This is a genomic window from Parashewanella sp. 2304DJ23-3 (assembly GCF_056591695.1).
In genome coordinates this window covers 227,187-251,247 of record NZ_JBWQOH010000003.1, presented here as the reverse complement: position 1 = coordinate 251,247, position 24,061 = coordinate 227,187, and the positions used below count along the sequence as shown (strand labels likewise).

Genomic DNA, 24,061 nt, shown 5'->3' with positions numbered 1-24,061 from the left:
CTAAATCTGTGAGCAAGATAACAAAAGAAAAGGGATTATGTAATTAAATTACATAATGTTATGTCGATCTTGTGCTGTTTGATGAAAAAAAGATCAAATGGTCAGGGTGTTTTTATAAATACATTGATTTAAGGTAATCGTTTAACAAATCCAGAACGGTTTGGCTGTTTTTTAAGCGCTGCATTTTCTGAGGCGTTATTTCACTTGAATTATTAATTTGTGCAAGTGCTGATTCAGCGGCCAAATTCGCAATTGATAAAACATTCTGGCTCTTATAATCAAGTAATGTGAGGTCTACTTGTGGGCATGCGAGTATAAGTTCCACGATTTCAGGATGGCTGTACTCACACGCAATATGAAGAGGTGTACAACCACGAGCATCTTGTTTATTAATATCAACGCCTTTTTCAATTAAATACTTTAGGATTTCTACATGTCCATGCGAAACTGTGACAGCTAAAGTTTCCTTTTCACATTGCTTTAGTAATGTTGGAGAAGCATTCAAAATGGCAAATGCAGCATATTGGTTGTGTCTATGAATCGAATTGATCAAGTGCTTAGGCATCAATTGTATTTGTGGATGATTAATGGCTTTAGAGAGTATTTGCTCCCTATCCGAAAATAATAGAAAAGAGATCAAACTTTTACCAGCTTGATTTTCAGCATTTATATTAAGTCTTTCAGATGAAAGAAGAAGCTCAAGTGATTCCCATGAATCATGATTTGCGGCTACAAGAGCTGGGGTGTTGCCGTTAGCGTCTTCAATATTAATATTTAGTTCTGGCTGTTTAAGCAAAACGCTCAACGTTTTAAAATGGTTAGATTTTGCTGCTGTATGAAGCGGGGCGGAACCGTTTGTATCTAATTCATTAACATTGATGCCCCAGCGAATCATAAGTTTTGTAACTTTTACACTGTCGTTTAATACACAGGTATGTATCCAAGGCAATTGGAAATCTTTATCTCTTTTGAGAGTAATACCTGCCAATAGTAAATTATTTACAGCCTTAGCATTATCGGCGGCAATTGATCTCAACATTGCTGCTTGTAAAGTTTGAGAGGCAAATTGTTGTCTGATAAAACTGGCTGGCATCTCAGCGATAATTTTAGGTTGTAATAACCTTTTGTCATTGTTTATCAATAACCCACGCTCACTAAGAGCCTTTAAGTGTTGCGCAGTTATTGCTGGTGAGCCTAAAGCATCACAGAGGTTCTCATTGAAATAGGTGTTAGGTGATTCTCTTACAAACTTAGAAATACTAATTTCAAGGCAGTCATTTACTTTGATTTTTTGTCTTATCAATTTGCGATATGCTTCGGAAAGGTTTGAGTTTAATTCACATTGAAAAGAGTTTTTGTTTTCGGTGACAACGTTGAAATCGATGAGAACACCAACAAAGTCATTCATGGAAGAACAACAATTAAGGGCTTCAATAAACTTCTCTACTAGGACAGAATCTTCTTTGGGAAAAGCACAATAATCCATTGAAATTTTATTTAAGGGTTGCTGTCTCTTTTCGTTCGATGAACGTCTATTGGTTGTAATAATCATTTGAACTCAGAACAATATTTTATTGTTTGATTTTGTTTCGAATTTACAAAAAATTACAGTGAAATATAATTAATAGATACTTAATCGGTTAATGGTTTGTTCTCATTTATAGTGTTGATAATGCTGGCTTTAATGCTCGTGATTGAGTTCATCGTTCTCTATTAAATGATGAATTAAAATGAAATATAGCGATTAGCTATTAAAACAAACCGCTTATACCTAAAAAAACGTGACCAATAAGGTTAATCAGGTGTTAATTCACCATTCAAATTTGTTTGCATAGCAGACTTAATTTGGTTACTTGTTAAGTTTTGAGAAAGTAACACATGCAGTTTTGCTAAAGCTGCCTCGATGGTTAGATCTGCACCGCTGATCACGCCTGATTTAGACAAAGCGTTTCCGGTTGCATAACCAGACATATTAACTCGGCCTTGCATACATTGGGTTAAGTTCACTAAAACAATTCCCTTTTCGTCGGCTTCTTTTAGTACATTTAACAGCTCTTCACTTTCTGGTGCATTGCCAACACCAAATGTTCTGATAATTAATGCTTTTACAGGTTGCTGCAAAATATTCTTGAATAGTTCAATAGAAATGCCTGGATAAAGAAGTACAACGCCAACTGGTTGAGGCTCTATCGAGACAACCTCCAAAGCTTTCCGTTCGACTTGCGTATTTAGTTGTATTTTTTGTGAAATTTTTATTCCCGCTTCTAGCAGAACAGGATAATTAGGAGAAGCAAAAGCATTAAAGCCATCAGCGTGAGCTTTCGTTGTTCTGTTTCCTCTAAACAGACTGTTATTAAAAAACAACGTCACTTCAGGAATAGGGTAATTAGCAGCAATGTAAAGTGAGTTCAATAGATTAGCTTGACCATCAGATCGTAATTGAGAAAGCGGAATCTGTGAGCCCGTTACGATGACCGGCTTATCAAGGTTTTTAAGCATGAAAGATAATGCAGAAGCAGTGAATGCCATCGTGTCAGTACCATGTAGGATCACAAATCCATCGTACTTGTCATAATTGGTTTTAATATCATCTGCAATTCTTTGCCAGTCATCAGGCTGCATGTTCGATGAGTCAATAAGTGGTGAATACTCATTTATAACAAAAGCTGGCATTTCACTGTGATAAAACTCTGGCATCGATTTAACTGTTTCAGTTAAAAAGTGCTTAACAGGAGCGAAGCCATTATCTGTTTGTTGCATGCCAATGGTTCCGCCGGTATAGGCGACATAAATAGTCTTATTGTTCATTATTGGTGATTACTGAGAGTGGATAAATGAAGTTTACTATACTTTGCCGAATCTAAAATAATAAAAAAGGATGGATTTCTCCACCCTTTAAGAAACTATTTTTGAAAAATAGAAGGTAACCTAGTGAACATTACAGCTTTCACAAAGCATGTAGATATTATTAGGATCATCAAATTGTGATAGTTGAGTCAAACTTGTGTCTATATTGCTAATTATTCTATTGAGCAATGACTCTTTAGTACTGCTCTCAGGAAGGTATACTGAAGCTTGAGCAAAAAGTTCTTGCATAAATAACTGCTCTGGAGACAGTTCCTTCTCGATAACTTCAGTATCGTACGATTTTAATTTGGCCAATTCAGCCGCTTTAGTTACCGCATCAGTCATATTTCCTATAGCGTCTACAAGCCCTAATTTAAGAGCACGCTTACCAGTCCATACACGTCCTTGAGCTATTTTATCTACGTCTTCAAGAGACATATTTCGTTCTTTAGCCACTAAAGAAATAAAGTTATGATAGTTGTGTTCAACACCACGTTGAATGACTTTGCCGATAGCAGGAGAGATACCATTGGTTAAAGAAGCGGAAGGCCAGTCAGATGTTGCAACACCATCGGTGTGAACACCTAAGTACTTAGCCGCATTCTCATAAGTATTGATCATACCGAATACACCAATAGAGCCTGTTAAAGTTGTTGGTGTTGCATAAATATAATCTGAACTTGCAGAAATCCAATAACCGCCTGAAGCAGCATAACTGCCCATACTAACAACTACTGGTTTTCCTGCAGCCTTTAATGCCAATATCTGTTGGCGAATTTGCTCTGAGGCAAATGCGCTACCGCCTGGACTATCAACGCGTAAAACCACAGCCTTAATTTTGCTATCAAAGCGTGCTTTTCTTAATAACTCCGATGTGCTGATACCGCCAATATTTCCAGGTTGTTGAGAACCATTCAGAATTGTGCCTTTCGCAACGACGATACCCACGGCGTCACCTAAGATGATGTTGTGCTTAGGTTTTACAATGGATAGGTAATCATTAAAGTCAATGTTGTTATAAGAATGACCAGAGTCAGCTTTGCCAAATTCTTTTATCATCGCAAGACGGATTTGCTCAGATGTTGCAATTTCATCAACGAGTTTACGCTTGACGGTCAACTTCGCATCATCACCATCAACAGAGTCTAACTCTGTAAGATAATCTTTAGGTGATAAAACAAGGTTTTCAGCTTTTATATTGCGATTCTTAGAAATTACTGATGAATAGCTTGACCATAAATCATTAATAAGTACTTGATTAGCTTCTTTTGCAGCTGGAGACATATTATCTCGAATGTATGGTTCTACTGCAGACTTAAACGTACCAACACGATAGACGTGCGTAGTAATTTTAAGTTTTTCTAATGCAGACTTATAAAATAATCTGTAAATACCTATACCTTCTAGAGAAACGGTTCCCTGAGGATTCATGTAGATTTTATCTGCATAGCTTGCAAGTAAATACTGTTGCTGATTGTAATAGTTACCTACAGCATAAATCTTTTTGCCCGTTTCTTTAAACTTAGATAAAGCATTACCGATGGCTTCAGTTTTACTGATTCCTGCACCTCTCATGCCAGAAAGATCTAAAACGATCGCTTTAATACGATTATCATGAGCGGCGTTATTTATCACATAAAGAACATCAGAAAGTAGAGTTTCAGATTGTTTTGCTCCGCCTTTACTTTCAATAATGGCAGCCTCCAATGGATCAACATAATGTTTTTGATCAACAATCTGGCCATTTAAATTTAAGACTAAAGCTGAACCATCTTCGACAGTAATTGGCTCATCAGAGCTTAAAGCAAATACAGCTAAAATTAGCCCTATAAAAAGTAACGGAAAGAAAACAATATTCAGCACGAGTTGACGAATAAAGTTAATCACACTCCAAATCAACTTTAATGTATTTTTGGTTGTTAGAGGCTTCTTAGTGGACATGGCCACTCCCTTATTGAAAATATTAGCTAAATGCTACTTTAAATTAAAAAATATCTCTAAATTCAATTGTAACTGATTTTATAAATCTAACTTGTGGTTAGTGGTTGTACAGGCTATGTTATTGAACATAATAATTCAATCAGTCGTTTAAAAAGGGTGTTTAAATGAGCTATCCAAATTTATTACAACCATTAGACTTGGGTTTTACTCAATTAAAAAACCGAGTACTGATGGGGTCGATGCATACTGGTTTAGAAGAAGAAAAAAATGGATTTTTGAAACTCGCTCAGTTCTACAAAGAAAGAGCAGAGGGTGGTGTAGGTTTAATTGTTACTGGTGGTATCTCTCCAAATTTTCGCGGCCGTTTAGCACCAAATGCATCGCAATTGAGTTTTAGTTGGCAAGTAAAAAAGCATAAATTAGTCACAGACGCAGTTCATTCTGCAGAAGGCAAGATTTGTATGCAAATCCTTCATGCAGGACGCTATGGATATCACCCATTAGCGGTAGGCCCAAGTAAAATTAAGTCTCCAATCTCACCCTTTACTCCGTCTCCTTTATCGAGTCGACAAATTCACAAGACAATTAAACACTATGGGCGAGCAGCTAAGCTAGCTCAACAGGCTGGTTACGATGGCGTTGAGTTGATGGGATCTGAAGGCTATTTAATTAATCAGTTCATTTGTAATAGAACAAATAAACGAAATGATCAGTGGGGTGGCTCGTTAGAAAACCGTTGTCGTTTAGCCATTGAAGTTGTGAAAGCCGTTAGAGAACAAGTCGGAACTGATTTTATTATTATATTTAGGTTGTCGATGCTGGATCTCGTTGAAAATGGTTCTACGTGGGATGAGGTCGTTCAATTAGCAAAATGGCTCGAGTCGGCTGGTGTCTCAATCATAAATACAGGAATAGGTTGGCACGAAGCACGAATTCCTACGATTGCAACCAGCGTGCCTAGAGCTGCTTTTTCATGGGTAACAGAAAAAATGAAGCAAGAGGTATCGGTACCTCTTATTGCAACAAATCGCATCAATACTCCTGAAATCGCAGAAAATATCATCGCATCAGGACAAGCGGATATGGTTTCAATGGCTCGTCCATTTTTGGCGGACTCGCACTTTGTTCAAAAAGCTGAAAATGATGAAGCTCAATTAATTAATACTTGTATTGGCTGCAATCAGGCCTGTTTAGACCATACGTTCAAATTAAAAAGAGCAACTTGCCTTGTAAACCCAAGAGCGTGTTATGAAACTGAGCTTAATTTAACGAAGGCAACGAATCTAAAAAAATTGGCTGTCATTGGTGCAGGTCCAGCTGGGATTGCTTTTGCAATGAGTGCAAAGCAAAGAGGGCATGAAGTTGTCTTATTTGAACAAAAAAGCGAAATTGGCGGACAATTCAATTTAGCGAGAAAAATTCCAGGTAAAGAAGAATTTAATGAAACCATTCGCTATTTCCATGAAATGATAAAAAAGTTAAACATCGAGCTAAAACTAAATACACGATTTGCCCCTAATATGGTGAAAGAAAATGGCTTTGATGAAGTCATACTTTCGTCAGGTGTAACCCCGAGAAAATTAACTATTGATGGTATTGAGCATAATAAGGTTTCTGACTATCAACAGGTGCTCAATGGTGAAGTTGAGCTAGGCGAATCAATTGCAATCATTGGAGCGGGTGGTATCGGTTTTGATGTTGCACATTTTATTGCTGAAAACAATTCCATTACGTTAGATCAAAATAAATGGTTCGATAATTGGGGCATCGATAAAAAATATAAAAATGCGGGTGGCCTTGATGGTAATGAGCCTGTGCACCACCGAGAGAAAAAAATATACTTAATGCAGCGTAAAACCACAAAAATGGGTAAAGGTCTCGGTAAAACAACTGGCTGGATACACCGTAGTGTACTCAAACAACATGGTGTTATTAACATGTCTGGGGTGAACTACGAAAAAGTGGATGATCAAGGCTTACATATCAAAGTTGATGATAAACCTGAGGTTCTAGCTGTTGATAATGTCGTTGTTTGTGCAGGGCAAGAGTCAAACAGAGAGTTATTAGATGCGTTGCAAGCGACAGCTGTACCTATTCATATGATTGGCGGAGTTGACGTTGCTGCTGAAGTTGATGCGAAAAGAGCCATTAGACAAGGTGTTGAACTCGCCTTAGAAATCTAAGGCTTCAAGGTTAAATGAGAGTATCTTTAGCATGGTTATTCAGATAGATAACTCTCTAATTTTTCTCCTGGGATCGAAGAGTCTGTTGCTACGGCACAGGCTGCCCAATTAGCGGCTTCTTGCATGGATTCAATAATATCTTTCTCATTAACGAGTCCGTGGATTAAGCCTGCTGCATAGGCATCTCCTGCGCCTGTTGCATCTATAACTTCAGTTTTTACAGCTAGAACGGACTCTCTCATTTCTGATGTGTAAACCGTTGCGCCATGCTCACCATTAGTAACAATGAAATATTTAAGTGAACTTCCAGCGATACTGGAACCATACTCCCAAAATTCACCATGCGTACGGCCTAACATATCAGTGGCAGATGCAATCAATACATGACAAGGCCTTTTTCGTTCATCTTTTCCGAGTTGTGCAACAACAAGGCACCGATTGAGGGCTATTTTGCACCAGCTATTTATGCCTTGTGCTGATGAGTTAACATAAACTGCATCTGTTTCGGAGAATTCTGGTGGGATTCCAAGTTCGAAAAGTGGTCGGTAGGGTCTAATAATGGTTCTTTCGCCATCAGGTGTTACTAATAGCAAGAGTTCTTGAGTGTCACCAGTTCTGTGTTGAATTAAACCCGTTTGCATTCCATGCTCATGTGCTGCTTCAACAAGCCAATGACCTGTATTGTCATCCCCAACTTCGGTGATTAAACTGACTTTATGAGATGCCATTACTAGACTTATTCCAGTATTGGAGCCTCCGCCACCAATTCTGCGACCTGAATCTTCATATAAAAAACGCCCACCTAAATGAATAGGTTTATCAAGGTGGAGAACACGATCACAATTTAAATTCGCAATGAGTAATATATTGGCCATGAAATCTTAAAAAAATGCGAGACAAAATAAATCATCGCATTTTTATTATTTATTTGTAAGAGGCCGAACATACAAACAAGGCACTGAAGGCAATTATGTTATTGAATGAATAGAATTTAACCGAAAAAAAGTTTAAGTCATTTATTACTTCATTATGACGCTTATATAGGATAGATTGTTGTCGCCTTCAAAGCATTTCACTATATTGAGTTAAAGGACTGCGAAGTTTGATAAAAGTATATCTTGTTGATGATCATGAAATAGTACGAACTGGAATTCGCCGTATTCTTGAAGACGAAAAGTCATTTGATGTTGTCGGAGAGGCTCCTGACGGAGAAACGGCTGTAGCATGGGCTCGTCAAAATGAAGCTGATGTAATCCTAATGGACATGAATATGCCTGGGATGGGCGGGCTTGAAGCGACCAAAAAAATAATGCGCTATCAGCCTCATGTTAAGATTATTGTATTGACGATTCACGCAGAAGATCCACTTCCAACAAAAGTAATGCAAGCTGGTGCATCTGGTTATCTAACTAAAAATTCTTCTCCGACCGAAGTAGTGAATGCCATTAGGCAAGTGGCTCACGGTCAAAGGTACTTAGCACCTGACATTGCCCAAAAAATGGCGTTAAATCAAGTTTCGCATTCTGACGAAAATCCTTTCACTTCACTTTCTGAACGTGAACTGCAAATCATGATGATGATTACGAATGGCGAGAAAGTGAATGATATTTCAGAGCGCCTCAACTTAAGCCCTAAAACAGTAAACAGTTATCGATATCGTTTGTTTGATAAATTAAGTATCAGTGGTGATGTTGAACTTACTCGTTTAGCAATTCGTTATAAAATATTAGATACCACTCAGTTTTAATCGATACATAAATTACCAATGACTTCACTATTTGACTCAAAAGCATTCTTAAAAACGGTTTCAGAACAAGCTGGGGTTTACAGAATGTATGATAACAAAGGCGAAGTCATTTATGTCGGAAAAGCAAAAGATCTCAAAAAGCGTTTAACTTCCTATTTCAGAAAAAATGTCGGAAGTGTAAAAACAGAAGCTTTAGTCAGCCATATTCGAAGTATCGATGTTACGGTTACTCACAGTGAAACCGACGCATTAATTCTTGAGCATGATTATATTAAGCACTACATGCCGAAATATAATGTGTTGCTTCGTGATGATAAGTCATACCCTTATATTTTTCTCAGTAAGCACAAACACCCACGCCTTGCTTATCATCGAGGTGCTAGGCGAGAGAAAGGTCAATATTTCGGGCCATACCCTAATGGTGGCGCTGTAAGAGAAAGCCTACATCTACTTCAGAAAATATTTCCTGTTCGCCAATGCACTGATATTTACTATAAAGCGCGTTCACGTCCGTGTTTACAATATCAACTTAAACGCTGCAGTGGCCCCTGTGTCGATAAAATAAATGAACAGGATTACTCAGAGCAAGTTCGTTTAGTTGAATTGTTTCTAAAAGGTAAAGACCAGCAGGTAATGACTGATCTTGTATCAAAGATGGAGCAGGCGGCTGTAGATTTCAACTACGAAAAAGCGGCTATTTTTCGGGACCAAATTACGGCACTAAGAAGAGTTGCGGAGCAACAAGAAGTCTCATCGACACATGGGAACATGGATGTGATAGGTGTTTCTTACTTGAAAGGCATTGCTTGCTTTCACATTTTATTTATCCGAGATGGTAAGGTTTTTGGAAGTCGCAGCTATTTTCCTGATGTACCAAAGCAAACGGCTATTCAAGAAGTGCTTTATTCATTTTTGACGCAATATTATCTTAACCATGATATTCAAAGAACGATTCCAAGTGAAATTTTGCTTTCTGAAGTACTTGAAGAAGGCAAAGATCTAGAGAAAGCTATATCAGAATCGGCAGATAAGAAAGTTAGCATCAAAACGAACGTTCGTGGCGATAGATTTAACTTTTTAAAATTAGCGCAAACCAATGCAAACAATGCTGTGCAAACTCGTTTAAGTCACAAAGACACCGTAGAACGTCGATTTAACTTACTTGAAGAAACGATTGAAGTGACTCAACAAATCACTCGAATGGAATGTTTCGATATAAGCCATACTATGGGTGAAAATACGGTAGCTTCTTGCGTTGTATTTAATCGAGAAGGCCCTGATAAAGCAGAGTATCGTAAATATAATATATCAGGCATAACACCTGGTGATGACTATGCCGCAATGTCACAAGCTGTAAGCCGACGATTTGACAAAGTTACAGCAGAAGCAAAAGTACCAGATATTCTTTTTATTGATGGTGGAATAGGGCAGTTACGCTGCGCTCAAAAAATCGTCAACGAAAAATTTAACGATTTAGATAATATACCTACCTTAATCGGTGTCGCAAAAGGTGAAGGACGTAAACCGGGTTTAGAAACGATGATTTATGGCGGCAGTGAAATAGAGTTCAACCTTAGTGCTGATTCTCCAGCCCTACATTTAATTCAACACATCCGTGACGAGTCGCATCGCTTTGCTATTACTGGGCATAGAGGAAAGAGGCAAAAAGCTCGCCGTACGTCTTCATTAGAAAACATTCCTGGTGTTGGCCCTAAGCGCCGCAAAGCACTTTTACAATTTCTAGGCGGAATACAGGAAGTTAAAGGTGCTAGTGTAGCTGAATTAGCAAAAGTCCCTGGAATTAGCGCAGAAATGGCGCAAACGATTCATGATGCATTGCGGGGTTGATAAAAATCAGGCAAGATTGCAATAACTTTCAAACTAGTGATGTAATAATGCCGTTTAATGTACCCATAGCACTGACACTTTTCAGATTATTCCTAGTTCCAGTCTTCATTGTTCTGTTCTACTTACCTTTTACATGGGCGCCTTTTGCTGCTGCGTTTGCATTTTGGTTAGCTGCAATTACAGATGCATTAGACGGTTATGCTGCTAGAAAGCTAAAGCAATCAACACGCTTTGGTGCTTTTTTAGATCCAGTCGCTGATAAATTAATGGTCGCATTAGCTTTAGTTTTATTAGTTGAGCAATACTCATCGGTTTGGTTAACGATTCCTGCAATTATTATGATTGGGCGCGAGATTGTGATTTCTGCGCTTCGAGAGTGGATGGCTGAAATTGGAAAAAGAGGAACTGTCGCCGTTTCTTGGATAGGTAAATATAAAACAGCATTCCAAATGATAGCCATTATTGGTCTTATCTGGAAGCAAAGTGACTTCATGGTCTATTTAGCCTACGCCTTGCTTTATGTTGCAGCCGTCCTTACTTTCTGGTCTATGTTGGCTTATATCATGGCAGCTTGGAAAGATTTAACCGCAGAATAGATAGTTATTGAACGCCACTTAATGTGGCGTTTTTTTTGCCTTGTTTATATTGGAATTTAAATAGCCTGAGCTCTGCAAAGCGAAATCAATATTCGTTTGATTTAAAATCAAACCTAATATGTAATATTCAGTGCTGCTAATTACAAGAATAAGACGTAGTTGAGAAGAAATAGCGAGTTATCTTTAGCGACTACATACCGAAGTTCGAATAAATAGCTGTGCTGTTGAAGTCTACTTGGTTAAATAATAAATAGAAGGTAATCGGCATTCAGATTGAAAGGGCGGAAGTGAATACACTTTTAATAAAAGCCCGCTACAAGATAAAGCGGGCATTATTTAATTTAGAACTTATGACGAGAAGTTAGTCACATCAACATACAAATTCAGCATTTGGCCTGGCTGTAAATATTCTTTAGCGTCTAATTGGTTCCACTTTAATAAGTCACTGATACGTACATTAAACTTATCTGCAATTCTTGCTAACGAGTCACCATTTCTTACTTTGTAATTAATATTACGGATAACACTTTTAGATTGAACTGCGGTTCCTTTTTGCCAAACAACAAGCTTTTTACCGGCCCTTAGGGGATCTTTTGGTGCCATGTTGTTCCAACGAGCAAGTTGTGAAGTCTTAACGCTGTATTTTCTAGCAATTGTCCATAACGATTCACCAGATTGTACATTATGATTAACTTTATAATCGCCACGTTTTATATTCTGTTTACGCTCTAAACGGGCTTTTGCAGTTAACGTATAGTGGCTTAAATCTTTTGTCGCAATAGGTATTAGTAAATGTTTGCCAGCAATGATTGTATTACCTTGAATACGGTTAACTGATTTAATTACTGAAGGTGTTGTATTAAAACGTTTTGCGATTACCCCGATATTATCGCCACTTTTGATCTTATATCGCTGCCACTTCATGTGATCTTCAGGTGACGTTTCGTTAAGAGCAAGTTCAAATTCATCAGCACTTTCAAGTGGTAATACAAATGTATGTGGACCTTTTGGGCCTGTAGCCCAGCGATTATATCCCGGATTATACTGGTGCAACTCTTTTGTTGTTAGACCTGCATAATCAGCCGCTACAGCTAAATCCATTTGGTGCTTAACTTTCACTACTCTGATTTGTGGATCGTTCGGAATCGGTGATAGTTTAATACCATACTTATCTGAGTGCTTAATGATATCCGCTAAAGCAAGTAGTTGAGGAACATATCGCTCAGTTTCTGTTGGTAAATCAAGAGACCAGAAATCGGTATTCATTCCTTTTCTTTTGTTTCTTTTTACTGCTCTTAAAACTCGACCTTCACCAGTATTATAAGCCGCAATAGCATACAACCAATTTTGATTGGTTTTTTTGTATAAATATTCGAGAAAATCGAGTGCCGCAATGGTAGAAGCGTAAACATCTCTTCTGCCGTCATACCACCAATCAATTTTTAAACCGAAGTGTCTGGCCATTGGTGATGTAAATTGCCACAGTCCTGAGGCTGAGCCATGAGAATATGCAAATGGGTCAAAAGAACTTTCAACAAATGGAAGTAATGCGAGTTCAAGAGGTAGGTTTCTTTTTTCTAACTCTTCAATGATCATGTACATATATGGGTGTGCACGATCTGTCACTCTTAAAATATGTTTTTGGTGCTTTAAGTACCAATTACGATATTGGTTAACCAGCTTCTTATCTGGTACCGGCATATCTAAGCCCAAACGAAGCCTTTCCCAAACATCAATTGTTGTTTGGGTTTGTTCTATATCGGTAGAGAGATCTGGTAGAGATTCTGATTCTACTATAGGCTGTTCAATAACAGTCGTTGGCTTGTTTAATTGTGTTGGAACGGATTGGCAGCCCGCAAGTACTGTAAAACATCCTGTAAGGAAGTAGTGCGAAAATCTCATAAATGGATTTATTCCCTAGGCTTATAATTGATTTAAAGTTAAGCATACTACTCTATATGCTAGAAGTTGTCTTTCCATTTTCTTAAGGTTGCAAACCGACTGATTGCATCTTGTTGCGGAGATTCAGGAAATTGGAACATTAATTTTTCTGAAACCGCTTTTTCGTTTACTCGTAAAAATGGATTAATAGCAATTTCAGTTTCAATTGTTGTTGGGAGTGTTGGAATATTACTTTGTCGAAGTTGTTCACATTTTAAAATATAGTCATTTAAACGTTCATTTTGGTCATCAACTTCAACGGCAAACTTTAGGTTATTCAATGTATATTCGTGAGCCGGATAAACTAAAGTTGAAGTGGGTAGTCGGCTTATTTTTTGAAGTGCAGAATACATTTGGTCTGCTGTTCCTTCAAAAATACGACCACAACCAGCACTGAATAATGTATCACCGCAAAATAAATGACCATCGATCATATATGCAATGTGATCAAGCGTATGACCAGGGATCTCTAGTACCTTTACTTCCTCTTCAATATTTTCGAGTGTAAAACAGTCGGCTTCATACACTTTGTTTGTTATTTCTGAAATGTATTTCGAGTCAGGACCGTAAACGATGAGTTGGTTATCAGCGTATTCTTGTAAATCATTTACTCCACCAATATGATCTGGGTGGTGGTGGGTAACTAAAATGCCAGTTAATGTAAGATTGTTATCTTCAATAAACTTGATAACAGGTGTGGAAGTGCCAGGGTCAACTACAAAAGCATTATTATTGGCGGTAACAATGCACCAGATATAATTATCATTAAATGCTGGAATACTTTTGACTTCAAACATACTTATCACTTGTGTTTATGATTAAAATATTGCTATAAGGACAGTGTACATAACAATTTAAAGTAAACTAGAGTATTCTTTAAATTTAAGCTATTTGGAAACCGGTTTGAGTAGGCATTTATGCATAATAAGCCAAATTCATGGATTGAACTCCCACATGGTGAGTTGTTAAAACAAAATATAGAACAAACTCTATCGCCGATGTTAAGTCAATCTTTTGGTTATCATTTACTTAAAATCGGGCGTCTTTCTGCTGAAATTAATACACTAAACTCTTCAATATCAAATCAATTGTCTTTGAGCGATAAGCCGCTGGCGCATGCCATTTGTGAATACACTCATTTACCAATTGAAACCAGTTCAATTGATTCAATAGTGTGCTCTTTACTTTTAGAGTACGAAGCTAATCCTTTTAAAATTTTAAGAGAAATTAACCGTATTCAGGTATCAGGTGGACATTTATATCTTATTGGGTGCAATCCTTTGAGCATGTTGAGCTTGGGTAAAATGATTCCCAAACGAAAAAATACATACCCATGGAATGGCCGGTTTTTTACTTCTCATAGAGTAAGAGATTGGCTTGAAGTTTTGGGGTATCAGGTGATTGAAGAAAAAAAAGCGATTTATCACCCATTAATAGGAAAGTACTCTGATTATAGCTTGTGGCAAAATATGCTTGAAGATTGGATTCCTCAAGTTGGCTCATTTTATATTCTAAATGCTAAAAAAGTAGAGTGCCCTTTAACGCCATCAAAAGCTTGGAAAAAGAAAAGAGCACCCAACTGGGCTACAGCACCTTCAGCAGGAAGAGTGCCAAGATTGAAAGATTAATCAGCAGGTTGATAGCCTTCATCTATCTCTGAAGGCGAGGCTTCAGCTGCATTTCTGGCTAAGTCATCGCATCTTTCGTTTTCTGGATGACCAGAATGACCTTTTACCCATTTCCAATCAATTTTATGTTTTTGGGCAGCAAGATCTAAACGCTTCCATAAATCGACATTTTTAACCGGTTTTTTATTGGATGTCATCCAGTTTTTCTTTTTCCAGCCATGTATCCATTGAGTTATGCCTTGACGCATGTATTGGCTATCACTCGTTAGGACTACATCACACTGCTCTTTCAGTGACTCTAAAGCAACGATTGGAGCTAATAACTCCATTCTATTGTTGGTGGTCAATACAAAACCGCCACTCAATTCTTTTCGATGTTGTTTATAGTTCATCACAACACCATAACCACCCGGACCAGGATTACCTAAACAAGATCCGTCAGTATAAATGTGAATTTGTTTCAGTTCTTCCATCAAATTGCTACCATATTCATTAATTAATAATGAGTATACAAATTTGGTATAACAAATCCTATGAATATTGTTTCTAAAGCGGCACGCCAGATTATTCTTGATACAGAAACCACGGGTATGAACCAGTCTAGTGGTCCTATTTACATGGGTCATAGAATCATTGAAATAGGTTGTGTAGAAGTAATTAATCGAAAGCTCACCGGTAGGCATTATCACGAATACATTAATCCGGGTCAGTTAATTGATGAAGAAGCAATGAGAGTTCACGGAATAACCGATGAATTTGTTTCTGATAAGCCACGTTTTCATGAGGTTGCAAAAGGGTTTATTGAGTTCATCGATGGCGCAGAAATTGTGGCTCATAATGCGCCCTTCGATATTTCATTTATGGATCATGAATTTTCCTTGCTGAACCCAAAAGGTCCAATTACTGCAGATATTTGCACAATTGTAGATTCACTTGATATCGCAAAATTTTTACATCCAGGTCAGAAAAATAATCTTGACGCATTATGTAAACGTTATTTTATTGATAACTCCAGACGAACCCTTCACGGCGCTTTATTGGATGCTGAGATCTTAGCAGATGTTTATTTGCTAATGACAGGTGGGCAAACTAAATTCAATTTGTCTACAGATTCAGAAGGTCAAGGAACTGGAGGAATTGTTAGATTACCTGAAAATAGAGAAAGTCTTAAAGTCATCTCTGCAAGTGCCGATGAATTACTTAAGCATGAAGAAAGACTCGACATAGTTGCTAAAGCAGGTAAGTGTGTCTGGAGAGACTAACGTTGAACAAAGTATTATTTGGCATATTTGCACTCGTCTTATCTATTTGGACTATTAGCGTATCACAAGCAAAAATCGTCAATTTCAACACCGCTGAAGAATTAGAAAACCGTTTTCGAATAGATCATATGGTGTCTCATGTCACGTTGTTTATTCAAAGAGAATATGGTTCTCCACCGTCAATCATCATTTTACCTGATGGGCGTAAGTGGTATTCCACTCGCCATCCAGAGAACGTCAAGTGGATGGATGGAATAACTGGAGATATCGTATATATACCTGAACCAATGGCTGGCCCATGGCAATTGATCAGCCGAATTACTCCGGGTTCTAAGCTGGAGAAAGTCAGCGACATTCAAATCGAAGTACAACCGCTACCTCAGCCTTTATATCAAGGTGAAACTGTTAAAGTTACTGCAAACTTGAAAGGTGACGGCAAGTTGCTACAGATTCCTGGTTTGGAATTATTAATGGATTGGCGTGCGACTGTCACAAGCGCTCAGAAAGCTGATCAGGAAAACTTTGCCGCTGGCTTTAAACGTCTAGGTGATTATCATGATAATGGTAAGTTACTAGATGAAGCTCCTGGCGACGGTATATTTACCAGTAATTTTGATTTAGATTTGCCTTGGGGCGATTATGTTTTTGCGGTAAAGGCGAGTAATGAAGTATTCAGTCGCGAATATTCTTTTCCTATTAAGTTAGAGCCTAGTCCTATCAAAGTAGACCTTGTTGCACCGCCTGAAAACTCGGTATTACCTTATCGTTTAAATATTCGAGCTGATAGAAATAACATTAAGCTTGATGAAACACATGTTGAATATAATCTATATGGGCCAAACGGATTTAAAGATAAGTTGATTCTTGATCATATTTTTAATGAAGACGAGCGACTTGAGCTTCCTAAAGTTACAAACTATGGTAACTACACATTAAGCGGTAAAGCAGTAACAACGACTAAAGATGGCCGAGAGATCATGATTTCACTGCCTACTTCATCATTTAGCTTAATCGAACCGCCAGAGAAAGGCCCCTCAGAAGCGGAAGTTGCGCTGGTTAAACTCCAAGAAGCAAAACGTAAAGAAGAAAGCGCAAAGTCTCGTATCATAATTACAGCAATAGTGGCCAACTTAATCATTATCTCTGCTTGCATTGTAAGCTTCATTTACTGGCGAAAACGTAAGATTATGAAAGCAGCTATGAAAGCGGCAGAATTGAATGTGCTTAATGAAGCGATGAATGATTCGTTAGCTGATGAAGCTCCGATAACACTCGAAGAGATCGATTTGACACTGCCTGAAGAGAAGTCAAATTAAACGTACTTACATAGGGTGTATAAAAGTTGTTCAGTTGAATATTCATGTTGTTAAAAGTGTTTGACCTTTGCGAGTTGCGTCAGTAATATTCTTTGCCATTGGAGCGGTAGTTCAGTTGGTTAGAATACCGGCCTGTCACGCCGGGGGTCGCGGGTTCGAGTCCCGTCCGCTCCGCCAATATTCGCAAAAAGGCCTCATCATTAGATGAGGCCTTTTTGTTTTTAATATTTAAATATCATCACTTTCCGAATCTATAATCTAATCTGCTTAAACTCTTCTATACTTTCTGAGATGCCTGCAGAAAAGGGAAGTTCAGTGCGCTCAAAGATCTCTAAAAGCTCAATAAAAGATATGCAATTCATTGCATTTATCGTTGTTGGGTCCATTGTTACAATTTTAGTTAATGTCTTTTATTCTAGACAACTTGGCTCTGAAAGTTATGGCGACTTTAAAGTTGCGGAAGCTTTTTTTTATCTTTGTGCAATATTTGCTTCTATTGGTGGAGCAGCAGCAGCGCCCAAATTTTTGAGCCATCAAATAAAGAGTAAGACGAGCAATGCGAGTTGGGAATACGTAAAGTTTTTTTCATTACTGATTATATTCGCAACAATAGTAATTGCAGCCATAATGGCTGTACTTTACTTTTTGCATGTAGCAATATTTAACACAAGTCATTACCACTCAATATTGATCGCTGTATTAATCGTACCTATTTATTCAATATATTGTTTGTTAAGTGGTGTTCTACAAGCTGCAAACAAATTGAACTTAGCGGTCTTACCTTATTCTTTAGGCTACGGCCTTATTTGTGGTTGTATCTTTGCGTTCATCGTTCTTGCGATGGAAGATGTCAATGATAAACATGTTATTTTCGCTGTTTTTATAACATTTATAGGATTGTTACTCTTCAACTTTTTTAAATTGAAAAATTTAAATTTAATTCCAAAACATAAAATAGCGCTTAGCAAAGCCAAAAAAGATTGGTTGCAGGTTTCTATTCCCTTAATGATTGCAACAGGAACTCAATATCTAATACAAAAAATTGATATTTTTATGATTGAAATTTTAGGAAGTGAAGGTGCCGTTGGGCACTTTGCTGCAGCTCAGACTATTAGTTGGATTTTTTTCGATTTAGAATATGGTTTTGCTTATTTACTTGCGATAAAAATTGTTACTGTTCAAGATGGAAGCAAAGAGCAAATACTAAAAACACTTAAGAAATGTCTGACTCTTCCGCTATATTGTGCCTTACCTTTTTTCCTGATAATTGTGGTTTATGGGCATGAAGCATTATCGTATTATGGACATGATACTGAGCTGGCTTATCAAACACTTCTGACATTATGTTTTAGCTATATTGTTTGTATTCTATCTACAGGAACCATCACTTGGCTGCAGTTCAATGGTAAACAAAACCTTACCGTTATATTACTTATCATTGGAACATTACTTAATGGCGTATTGAATTTGTTATTGCTTCCAATTTTCGACATCGAAGGTGCAGCGATTGCAACAGCGATAGCAATGATATTTATATCGGTAAGTATGTTTATTGCGGCCATTATGCATTTGAATAAAACTAAATCAGTCGCATTTACTGTACCAGCGAGTGAAGTTTAGAATTTCTGCAGATTCATTTTTCCTATGAATGGGATGCAGATATCAATGAGACACAAAAAAGCCCTTCAATTATCGAAGGGCTTTTTGTATAGCGTCATTAGAAATTATTTAGCTGCTGCTTCAATAATTTCACGCGCCATTTCATCAGCAATTACATTTGTTGTACGATTTTGCTCATCTGATTTTACGAAAATCTCTAACAATGTATCGTAAATTTTTTCAACTTTTGCCGTTGCTTTCTTTACGTCATAATCTTGTTCAAAAGAAACATTGATGATGCCACCAGCATTAATGACATAATCTGGTGCGAACAAAATACCCATTTCTTTCAGGCGCTCACCATGACGTGCCTCAGCAAGTTGATTGTTTGCACAACCAGCAACAATAGTTGCCTTTAACTGCGGAAGAGTTTCATCATTAATTGTTGCACCAAGTGCACAAGGAGCATAAATATCAACGTCTTGTTTATAGATGTCCTCTGGAGCGACAACAACTGCACAAAAGTCCTTCGCAACACGGTCTAGGTTATCTTGGTTGATGTCGGTAACAAATAGCTCAGCACCTTCATCATGTAAGTGTTTACAAAGGTAATAACCTACGTGTCCAACGCCTTGAACTGAGATCTTTAGACCTTTCAAGCTACCTAAGCCCTTTTGATGCTTTACTGCGGCTTTGATACCTAAATATGTACCTAATGCAGTAAATGGTGAAGGATCACCACTTTTGCCTTCAAGGCCAGCCATGTATGGTGTTTCTTGCAGTGCAATCATTATATCGGTCGTTGATACGCCAACATCTTCAGCAGAGTAATATTTACCACTTAGCTGGTGAACTGCACGACCGAATGCTTTAAACAGCTTTTCACGATCGACTTTGTTTTTGTCTGCAATGATAACGGATTTACCGCCACCCATTGTTAAACCGGCTAAAGCATTTTTATAAGTCATACCACGTGATAGACGCAGTACATCATTCAATGCATCTTCATCTGATTCATAGTTCCACATACGGCAACCACCAACAGCAGGCCCAAGATTGGTGTTATGAACTGCAATGATGGCCTTTAAGCCGCTTGCTTTATCCTGACAAAAAACGACTTGCTCGTGATCGTCAAAAGACAGATTACTAAATACTGTCACTACTTTATCTCCGATGTTGTAGTTATATTCATCAACAGATTTTTCTGTTTGATTACTTGTTATTGTTGTTGCGAAACCTTAGCATTTCGCGATAGTCTCAACAAAATGAAATGTGCAATATTTTTGAGACATGTGGCAATATAGGTTTCCACTTTATTAAGTTGGTTAAATAATGGTTTTATGCACGTAAACTCCATTAACGTTAACGGTTATAACAAGCAGCAATAAGCAAGGAATAGAAGTAATGGCTGAAGAGCAAATTAAAAACGAAGAATTAAATGCTGAAGCGCAGACACAACAGGCAGAGCCAACTCCAGAGCAGTTAGAGCAAATGCGTGCTGAGTGGATTCGAGCACAGTTTCAAAAAGCAAACCGATTTATGGCTGAAAAGGGTATAATTCCAAGCAAAGTTCTTGACAAAGAAAGCCGATATCTAGCCCCTTATATGGCGGTTTGGAAAATGGAGTCTAAGCAACCTACTAAGAAAACCTACTGGGTTATGTCTGGTGATTTACCATCAGATATGGTCGATGTGAATGTTGCGAAAACCGCTCGTGAAGCTGTTCGTCACTTTTCAATGACTTGGCAATTAAAAGCAGAAAACCTCATTCGCTCAGGTGCAACACGAGATGAAACTCAAGCCAAGTATGCTAACTTACTTATTTCACGTGCTCAGAGCCTATATCAGATGCAAGATGATGATAAATTGTGGGGCGAAAGCTAGTTTATTACAACTGATTAAAAAGAGGTGATAAACCTCTTTTTAACAGGAGTTTGTTAAAATTTACTCTTGGAAGTACACATAACCAAGTTGGCACATCTGAGTTAGAAACTCTATCAACTCTTTATCTTTAATCTGCTCATTGAGCCAATCATTATCTAACACTAAATGATTAGATAAATGGGTCAGAATTTCTTCTGAGGTCTCATTGAAAGTGTAACTTTCACCATCAACGAATAGCCTGCGTTGACTGTCTTGTTCAAGGCTAAGAACTTTCAATCCACCGATTCGAGTAAAATCATTTCCATCATTGATAGACGAAATTACGTCTTCAGCTTCAATGGACTCGTCTGGGCTGATATCTAACTCAAATCGATTCTTACTTAGTAACGATCCTAAAGCTGTTTGATGAACCTCTGGGTTATTAACAAAATCAGAAATGAGATTCATCAAACCTACTTGCTCCGAACAATTTACCGTTCCTTTTCCTACAGCTTTGTTTGTAGACTCATATCTTTGTTTACCTAGATCATTATCCATCAAAAAGTCTGCAAGATCGTTAAATAGCTCTTGTTGGCTAGGTGCCCGATAACCAAGAGAGTAACTCATCGAGTTTTCCAGCGTAGTGCCTGAATGGGGAAAACCTGGAGGAATGTACAGGATGTCACCAGGTTCCAGTGTTTCATCGATTACCGGAGTGAAATCTTCAACAAGTGGAGAGAGAGGATCATTATTTCTTGGTTTATGTTCACCCTTATTGCCAACTTTCCAATGTCGTCTTCCTGAACCTTGGATGATAAAGACATCGTAATTGTCGATGTGCGGACCCACACCACCATTCACTGCTGCGAAAGAAACCATTAAGTCATCAAATCGCCAGTCCGGTAAAAATCGAAAGGCTTCTGTAAAGTCTGTAGATGCTTCATGCCAATGATTAGCTGCCTGAACTAAAAGCTGCCAACCTTGCTCACCAAATATCTCATAATCCTCAAAAGGGCCATGAACTATTTCCCAATCGCCATCTTTTGTAACTACAACTCTTGAAGAAACGTCGGATTCCATAGCTAGACCTGCTAACTCTTCCGGAGAAATAGGATCGTTAAAGTCCTTTATTCCGTTTTTGATAACAATAGGCTTTTTTTGCCAGATATTATCTATAAAAAAATTAATATCAAAATTCAATTGGTTCATGATGACTAAAACTATTTATAAATCGAAAGGTTATTTTAATCTTATTTTGCTGTTAACCAAATTTATTATTTTCCTAGTTCTTTAGTCTGAACTTTGTAGTGTATCTTGAGGCCAAAATCGCTATACTGACGATGTTCCATTTTTATAAACACACGGTTTACAAAAGTAGAACACATAAAAATAATAAATATGAATATTAAGGATCGATTTTAAAAAATGGAACTTAGGATATTCGAGTTATAAGGTGATACATTTTGTCAGGAAAAAATAAAACTTTTTGCTGTAAATTTCATTATGGACTTTGTCATCCAAAACTTTGGCCTACTTGGATAGGTATTTCGGTTTTGTTTCTTTTAGGGCTTCTTCCTGCAGCTATTCGTCAACCATTTGCTTGTGCAATTTCACGGCTAGTAAAAAAACTCGCCAAAAAACAACTTAGAGTTGCTAAACAAAATCTAGAAATATGTTTTCCAGAAAAATCTGAGGAAGAAATTAAAACACTTTTAGCTACAAATATTGAACAGTTCGTGATGACATTAGTTGCTCAAGCTGAACTTCTTTGTTGCTCAGAAAAAACCTTGAGAAAACGTGTTAAGTTGTCGGGTTTAGAGAACATTCATAAAGCGAGATCGCAAGGTAAACCCATTATATTTATTCTTCCTCATGTTTGGGGAGTCGAGCATGCTGGTTTACGTCTAAACCTTGAGTTGCCGATGGTTGCAATGGCAAAGGCACATCGTAATCCATTATTTCATTGGTTTAGTTTAAAAATAAGAAGCAGTCGGGGTGGTAACGTATACAAACGAGAAGCCGGTATTCGAGCATTACTTGGTGAACTAAAAAAAGGGAACAGTTTTTTTTACTTACCTGATGAAGATCTCGGACCAAAACAAAGTGTCTTTGCACCATTCTTTGGAACGATGAAAGCGACGCTACCAGTGGTATCGCGTCTTGCAAAGGCTGGAAATGCTGAAGTGCTACCTGTAAAAATTGGTTATGACCGCAAAGAACACTGTTTTAAACTCTGTGTTATGGAAGCGTACGACTTATCTTGTGTGGAATGTAAATATACAGAGGCTGAAGCGCTCAACAAAATGGTTGAAGACAGTATCCGTGCTTATCCTGAACAATATATGTGGTTTTTAAAAGTGCTTAAATCTCGACCAGAAGGTTTTAAGCCCGTGTATACAAAATTCAAAAAAGCCGCTTAAACTGGTTATTCGCTTACTAACCTACGCGTTAAGACTATGAGTATGGTATAACACCCAAATCATACTCATATTTTTAAATTCAATTGCTTTCAAAAAACTCTTACTACAGAGATGGTCCAGACTATCGTTTTGGCGAACAGGTTGATTTTCTCGACATAAAACAAACCTTCAATTTATATCATGTTAGAGTTGGCAGTTGGGTGACTAAAGATGAGTCGCTAAAAGCTGCAAACTTGATTTTTGATTCTTTAGCAGATCTCGCTTTTATTCTTAATTTACCGCCTCATGCAATAGGATTACGAGAAAGTTTAAGTTTGGCGTTTGGGCATGGTGGACGTAAGGATGTTCAAGCGCACTATGACGTCAATGCAAGGCAGCTGGCTTTGGCAAAAAATGCAGGTGCAGGTGCTTTAGCGCATGAGTTTTGGCATGCTTTTGATCACTACATCGCAGATAAAGTCTTTGTATATTCTGATGTTAGAAAAAAGTTTGCGAGTGATTTGTGGTTACTGGATCAACCAATGAAGCCACATCCACTCAATGATAGATTGAATGAAGTTTTTAAAAACGTATTGCTTTCGGATTGTGGTAATCATCCCCATGAATTTGTAAAAAAGGGAATGCAAATTGATAAAAATAACCAAATTAATTATTACTCACAACCAACTGAAATAATGGCGAGAGCGTTTGAAGCTTGCATCGAGACCGAGACTGATATAAAAAATAATTACTTAGTTTCGGGGAGTCTAGATTCAAAGTCACTTTCACTAGGTGTTTTTCCGACTAAAGAACACAGACAAGTAATAATGCAGTCAATGCTTAATTATTTTAATCCGTTAGGCATGGCTCTCTCCAAATAGCCAGAATTTA

At 37.7% G+C, this 24,061-nt stretch carries 20 protein-coding genes and 1 tRNA gene; 12 read left to right on the top strand and 9 right to left on the bottom strand.

Going from position 1 to position 24,061, the window contains the following annotated elements:
* Positions 1–112: 112 nt before the first annotated feature.
* The 3 genes from AC1EU2_RS09155 to sppA form a co-directional block, all read right to left on the bottom strand.
* On the bottom strand, positions 113–1,486 hold the full coding sequence (locus AC1EU2_RS09155; protein ID WP_480297952.1) for an ankyrin repeat domain-containing protein: 1,374 nt from the start codon (positions 1,484–1,486) through the stop codon (positions 113–115).
* A 308-nt stretch (positions 1,487–1,794) separates the two neighbouring features.
* The gene (gene ansA / locus AC1EU2_RS09150) at positions 1,795–2,808 is read right to left on the bottom strand and encodes an asparaginase (protein WP_480297950.1); all 1,014 of its coding nucleotides are present in this window, start codon (positions 2,806–2,808) and stop codon (positions 1,795–1,797) included.
* A 120-nt stretch (positions 2,809–2,928) separates the two neighbouring features.
* Positions 2,929–4,788, bottom strand: a complete 1,860-nt coding sequence (gene sppA / locus AC1EU2_RS09145; RefSeq protein WP_480297948.1) for a signal peptide peptidase SppA — start codon at positions 4,786–4,788, stop codon at positions 2,929–2,931.
* A gap of 164 nt (positions 4,789–4,952) precedes the next feature.
* Between sppA and AC1EU2_RS09140 the strand changes: the two genes are divergently transcribed.
* Entirely contained in the window at positions 4,953–6,971 is a 2,019-nt protein-coding gene (locus tag AC1EU2_RS09140) for an oxidoreductase (protein ID WP_480297947.1), read from the top strand.
* Between the two features lie 35 nt (positions 6,972–7,006).
* Here the strand turns inward: AC1EU2_RS09140 and AC1EU2_RS09135 are convergent, their stop codons facing one another.
* Positions 7,007–7,846, bottom strand: coding sequence for a PfkB family carbohydrate kinase (locus AC1EU2_RS09135; protein WP_480297946.1), 840 nt, complete (start codon positions 7,844–7,846; stop codon positions 7,007–7,009).
* A 227-nt stretch (positions 7,847–8,073) separates the two neighbouring features.
* Here AC1EU2_RS09135 and uvrY point away from each other — a divergent pair, with 227 nt between their 5' ends.
* Genes uvrY through pgsA form a run of 3 tightly spaced genes read left to right on the top strand, consistent with a single transcriptional unit; the run spans position 8,074 to position 11,162 of the window.
* Complete coding sequence (gene uvrY, locus AC1EU2_RS09130; protein ID WP_480297945.1) at positions 8,074–8,718, top strand: UvrY/SirA/GacA family response regulator transcription factor; 645 nt, start codon at positions 8,074–8,076, stop codon at positions 8,716–8,718.
* Between the two features lie 18 nt (positions 8,719–8,736).
* Entirely contained in the window at positions 8,737–10,566 is a 1,830-nt protein-coding gene (gene uvrC, locus AC1EU2_RS09125) for an excinuclease ABC subunit UvrC (RefSeq protein WP_480297944.1), read from the top strand.
* 47 nt (positions 10,567–10,613) lie between these two features.
* Positions 10,614–11,162 (top strand): CDP-diacylglycerol--glycerol-3-phosphate 3-phosphatidyltransferase, encoded by a 549-nt coding sequence (pgsA, locus tag AC1EU2_RS09120; RefSeq protein ID WP_129947688.1) that lies wholly within the window; start codon positions 10,614–10,616, stop codon positions 11,160–11,162.
* 348 nt (positions 11,163–11,510) lie between these two features.
* Here the strand turns inward: pgsA and AC1EU2_RS09115 are convergent, their stop codons facing one another.
* Positions 11,511–13,064: a LysM peptidoglycan-binding domain-containing protein gene (locus AC1EU2_RS09115; protein WP_480297942.1), complete on the bottom strand. Its 1,554-nt coding sequence runs from the start codon at positions 13,062–13,064 to the stop codon at positions 11,511–11,513.
* Between the two features lie 59 nt (positions 13,065–13,123).
* Positions 13,124–13,900, bottom strand: coding sequence for a hydroxyacylglutathione hydrolase (gloB, locus tag AC1EU2_RS09110; protein ID WP_480297941.1), 777 nt, complete (start codon positions 13,898–13,900; stop codon positions 13,124–13,126).
* A 165-nt stretch (positions 13,901–14,065) separates the two neighbouring features.
* On the opposite strand from gloB, the gene AC1EU2_RS09105 reads away from it, so the two are divergent.
* Positions 14,066–14,731, top strand: a complete 666-nt coding sequence (locus AC1EU2_RS09105; protein ID WP_480297940.1) for a methyltransferase domain-containing protein — start codon at positions 14,066–14,068, stop codon at positions 14,729–14,731.
* Here AC1EU2_RS09105 and rnhA read toward each other — a convergent pair.
* Positions 14,728–15,204: a ribonuclease HI gene (gene rnhA, locus AC1EU2_RS09100; protein WP_480297938.1), complete on the bottom strand. Its 477-nt coding sequence runs from the start codon at positions 15,202–15,204 to the stop codon at positions 14,728–14,730. The genes AC1EU2_RS09105 and rnhA overlap by 4 nt on opposite strands.
* A 60-nt stretch (positions 15,205–15,264) precedes the next feature.
* Between rnhA and dnaQ the strand changes: the two genes are divergently transcribed.
* The 4 genes from dnaQ to AC1EU2_RS09080 all read left to right on the top strand — a co-directional run bounded on the left by dnaQ (position 15,265) and on the right by AC1EU2_RS09080 (position 18,929).
* Positions 15,265–15,993, top strand: coding sequence for a DNA polymerase III subunit epsilon (gene dnaQ / locus AC1EU2_RS09095; protein WP_480297936.1), 729 nt, complete (start codon positions 15,265–15,267; stop codon positions 15,991–15,993).
* A gap of 2 nt (positions 15,994–15,995) precedes the next feature.
* Positions 15,996–17,309, top strand: coding sequence for a TIGR03503 family protein (locus tag AC1EU2_RS09090; RefSeq protein ID WP_480297935.1), 1,314 nt, complete (start codon positions 15,996–15,998; stop codon positions 17,307–17,309).
* A gap of 100 nt (positions 17,310–17,409) precedes the next feature.
* Positions 17,410–17,486: transfer RNA gene (locus AC1EU2_RS09085), tRNA-Asp, on the top strand.
* A 114-nt stretch (positions 17,487–17,600) separates the two neighbouring features.
* Positions 17,601–18,929, top strand: a complete 1,329-nt coding sequence (locus AC1EU2_RS09080; RefSeq protein ID WP_480297934.1) for an oligosaccharide flippase family protein — start codon at positions 17,601–17,603, stop codon at positions 18,927–18,929.
* A 104-nt stretch (positions 18,930–19,033) separates the two neighbouring features.
* On the opposite strand, the gene AC1EU2_RS09075 is transcribed toward AC1EU2_RS09080, so the two are convergent.
* Positions 19,034–20,068: a Leu/Phe/Val dehydrogenase gene (locus tag AC1EU2_RS09075; protein ID WP_480297932.1), complete on the bottom strand. Its 1,035-nt coding sequence runs from the start codon at positions 20,066–20,068 to the stop codon at positions 19,034–19,036.
* Positions 20,069–20,312: 244 nt separating this feature from the next.
* Between AC1EU2_RS09075 and AC1EU2_RS09070 the strand changes: the two genes are divergently transcribed.
* Positions 20,313–20,792 (top strand): DUF4826 family protein, encoded by a 480-nt coding sequence (locus AC1EU2_RS09070; RefSeq protein ID WP_480297930.1) that lies wholly within the window; start codon positions 20,313–20,315, stop codon positions 20,790–20,792.
* A 60-nt stretch (positions 20,793–20,852) separates the two neighbouring features.
* On the opposite strand, the gene AC1EU2_RS09065 is transcribed toward AC1EU2_RS09070, so the two are convergent.
* A complete protein-coding gene (locus AC1EU2_RS09065) occupies positions 20,853–21,980 on the bottom strand; it encodes a ribosomal protein uL16 3-hydroxylase (RefSeq protein ID WP_480297929.1) in 1,128 nt (375 codons plus the stop codon).
* Between the two features lie 254 nt (positions 21,981–22,234).
* On the opposite strand from AC1EU2_RS09065, the gene lpxM reads away from it, so the two are divergent.
* Together lpxM and AC1EU2_RS09055 are read left to right on the top strand one after the other, a co-directional pair.
* Positions 22,235–23,191: a lauroyl-Kdo(2)-lipid IV(A) myristoyltransferase gene (lpxM, locus tag AC1EU2_RS09060; RefSeq protein ID WP_480297927.1), complete on the top strand. Its 957-nt coding sequence runs from the start codon at positions 22,235–22,237 to the stop codon at positions 23,189–23,191.
* Positions 23,192–23,274: 83 nt separating this feature from the next.
* Positions 23,275–24,051 carry a CLCA_X family protein gene (locus tag AC1EU2_RS09055; protein WP_480297926.1) on the top strand — a complete coding sequence of 259 codons (777 nt, stop codon included), beginning with the start codon at positions 23,275–23,277 and terminating at the stop codon, positions 24,049–24,051.
* Positions 24,052–24,061 lie beyond the last annotated feature (10 nt).

What these genes read in the sequence shown, in the direction of transcription:
- AC1EU2_RS09070 (WP_480297930.1), top strand. Translation starts at nt 20,313, where the DNA reads ATGGCTGAAGAGCAAATTAAAAACGAAGAATTAAATGCTGAAGCGCAG.
- dnaQ (WP_480297936.1), top strand. Translation starts at nt 15,265, where the DNA reads ATGAATATTGTTTCTAAAGCGGCACGCCAGATTATTCTTGATACAGAA.
- AC1EU2_RS09135 (WP_480297946.1), bottom strand. Translation starts at nt 7,846, where the DNA reads ATGGCCAATATATTACTCATTGCGAATTTAAATTGTGATCGTGTTCTC.
- gloB (WP_480297941.1), bottom strand. Translation starts at nt 13,900, where the DNA reads ATGTTTGAAGTCAAAAGTATTCCAGCATTTAATGATAATTATATCTGG.
- sppA (WP_480297948.1), bottom strand. Translation starts at nt 4,788, where the DNA reads ATGTCCACTAAGAAGCCTCTAACAACCAAAAATACATTAAAGTTGATT.
- AC1EU2_RS09065 (WP_480297929.1), bottom strand. Translation starts at nt 21,980, where the DNA reads ATGAACCAATTGAATTTTGATATTAATTTTTTTATAGATAATATCTGG.
- rnhA (WP_480297938.1), bottom strand. Translation starts at nt 15,204, where the DNA reads ATGGAAGAACTGAAACAAATTCACATTTATACTGACGGATCTTGTTTA.
- AC1EU2_RS09080 (WP_480297934.1), top strand. Translation starts at nt 17,601, where the DNA reads ATGCCTGCAGAAAAGGGAAGTTCAGTGCGCTCAAAGATCTCTAAAAGC.
- AC1EU2_RS09155 (WP_480297952.1), bottom strand. Translation starts at nt 1,486, where the DNA reads ATGGATTATTGTGCTTTTCCCAAAGAAGATTCTGTCCTAGTAGAGAAG.
- AC1EU2_RS09140 (WP_480297947.1), top strand. Translation starts at nt 4,953, where the DNA reads ATGAGCTATCCAAATTTATTACAACCATTAGACTTGGGTTTTACTCAA.
- pgsA (WP_129947688.1), top strand. Translation starts at nt 10,614, where the DNA reads ATGCCGTTTAATGTACCCATAGCACTGACACTTTTCAGATTATTCCTA.
- uvrC (WP_480297944.1), top strand. Translation starts at nt 8,737, where the DNA reads ATGACTTCACTATTTGACTCAAAAGCATTCTTAAAAACGGTTTCAGAA.
- ansA (WP_480297950.1), bottom strand. Translation starts at nt 2,808, where the DNA reads ATGAACAATAAGACTATTTATGTCGCCTATACCGGCGGAACCATTGGC.
- AC1EU2_RS09115 (WP_480297942.1), bottom strand. Translation starts at nt 13,064, where the DNA reads ATGAGATTTTCGCACTACTTCCTTACAGGATGTTTTACAGTACTTGCG.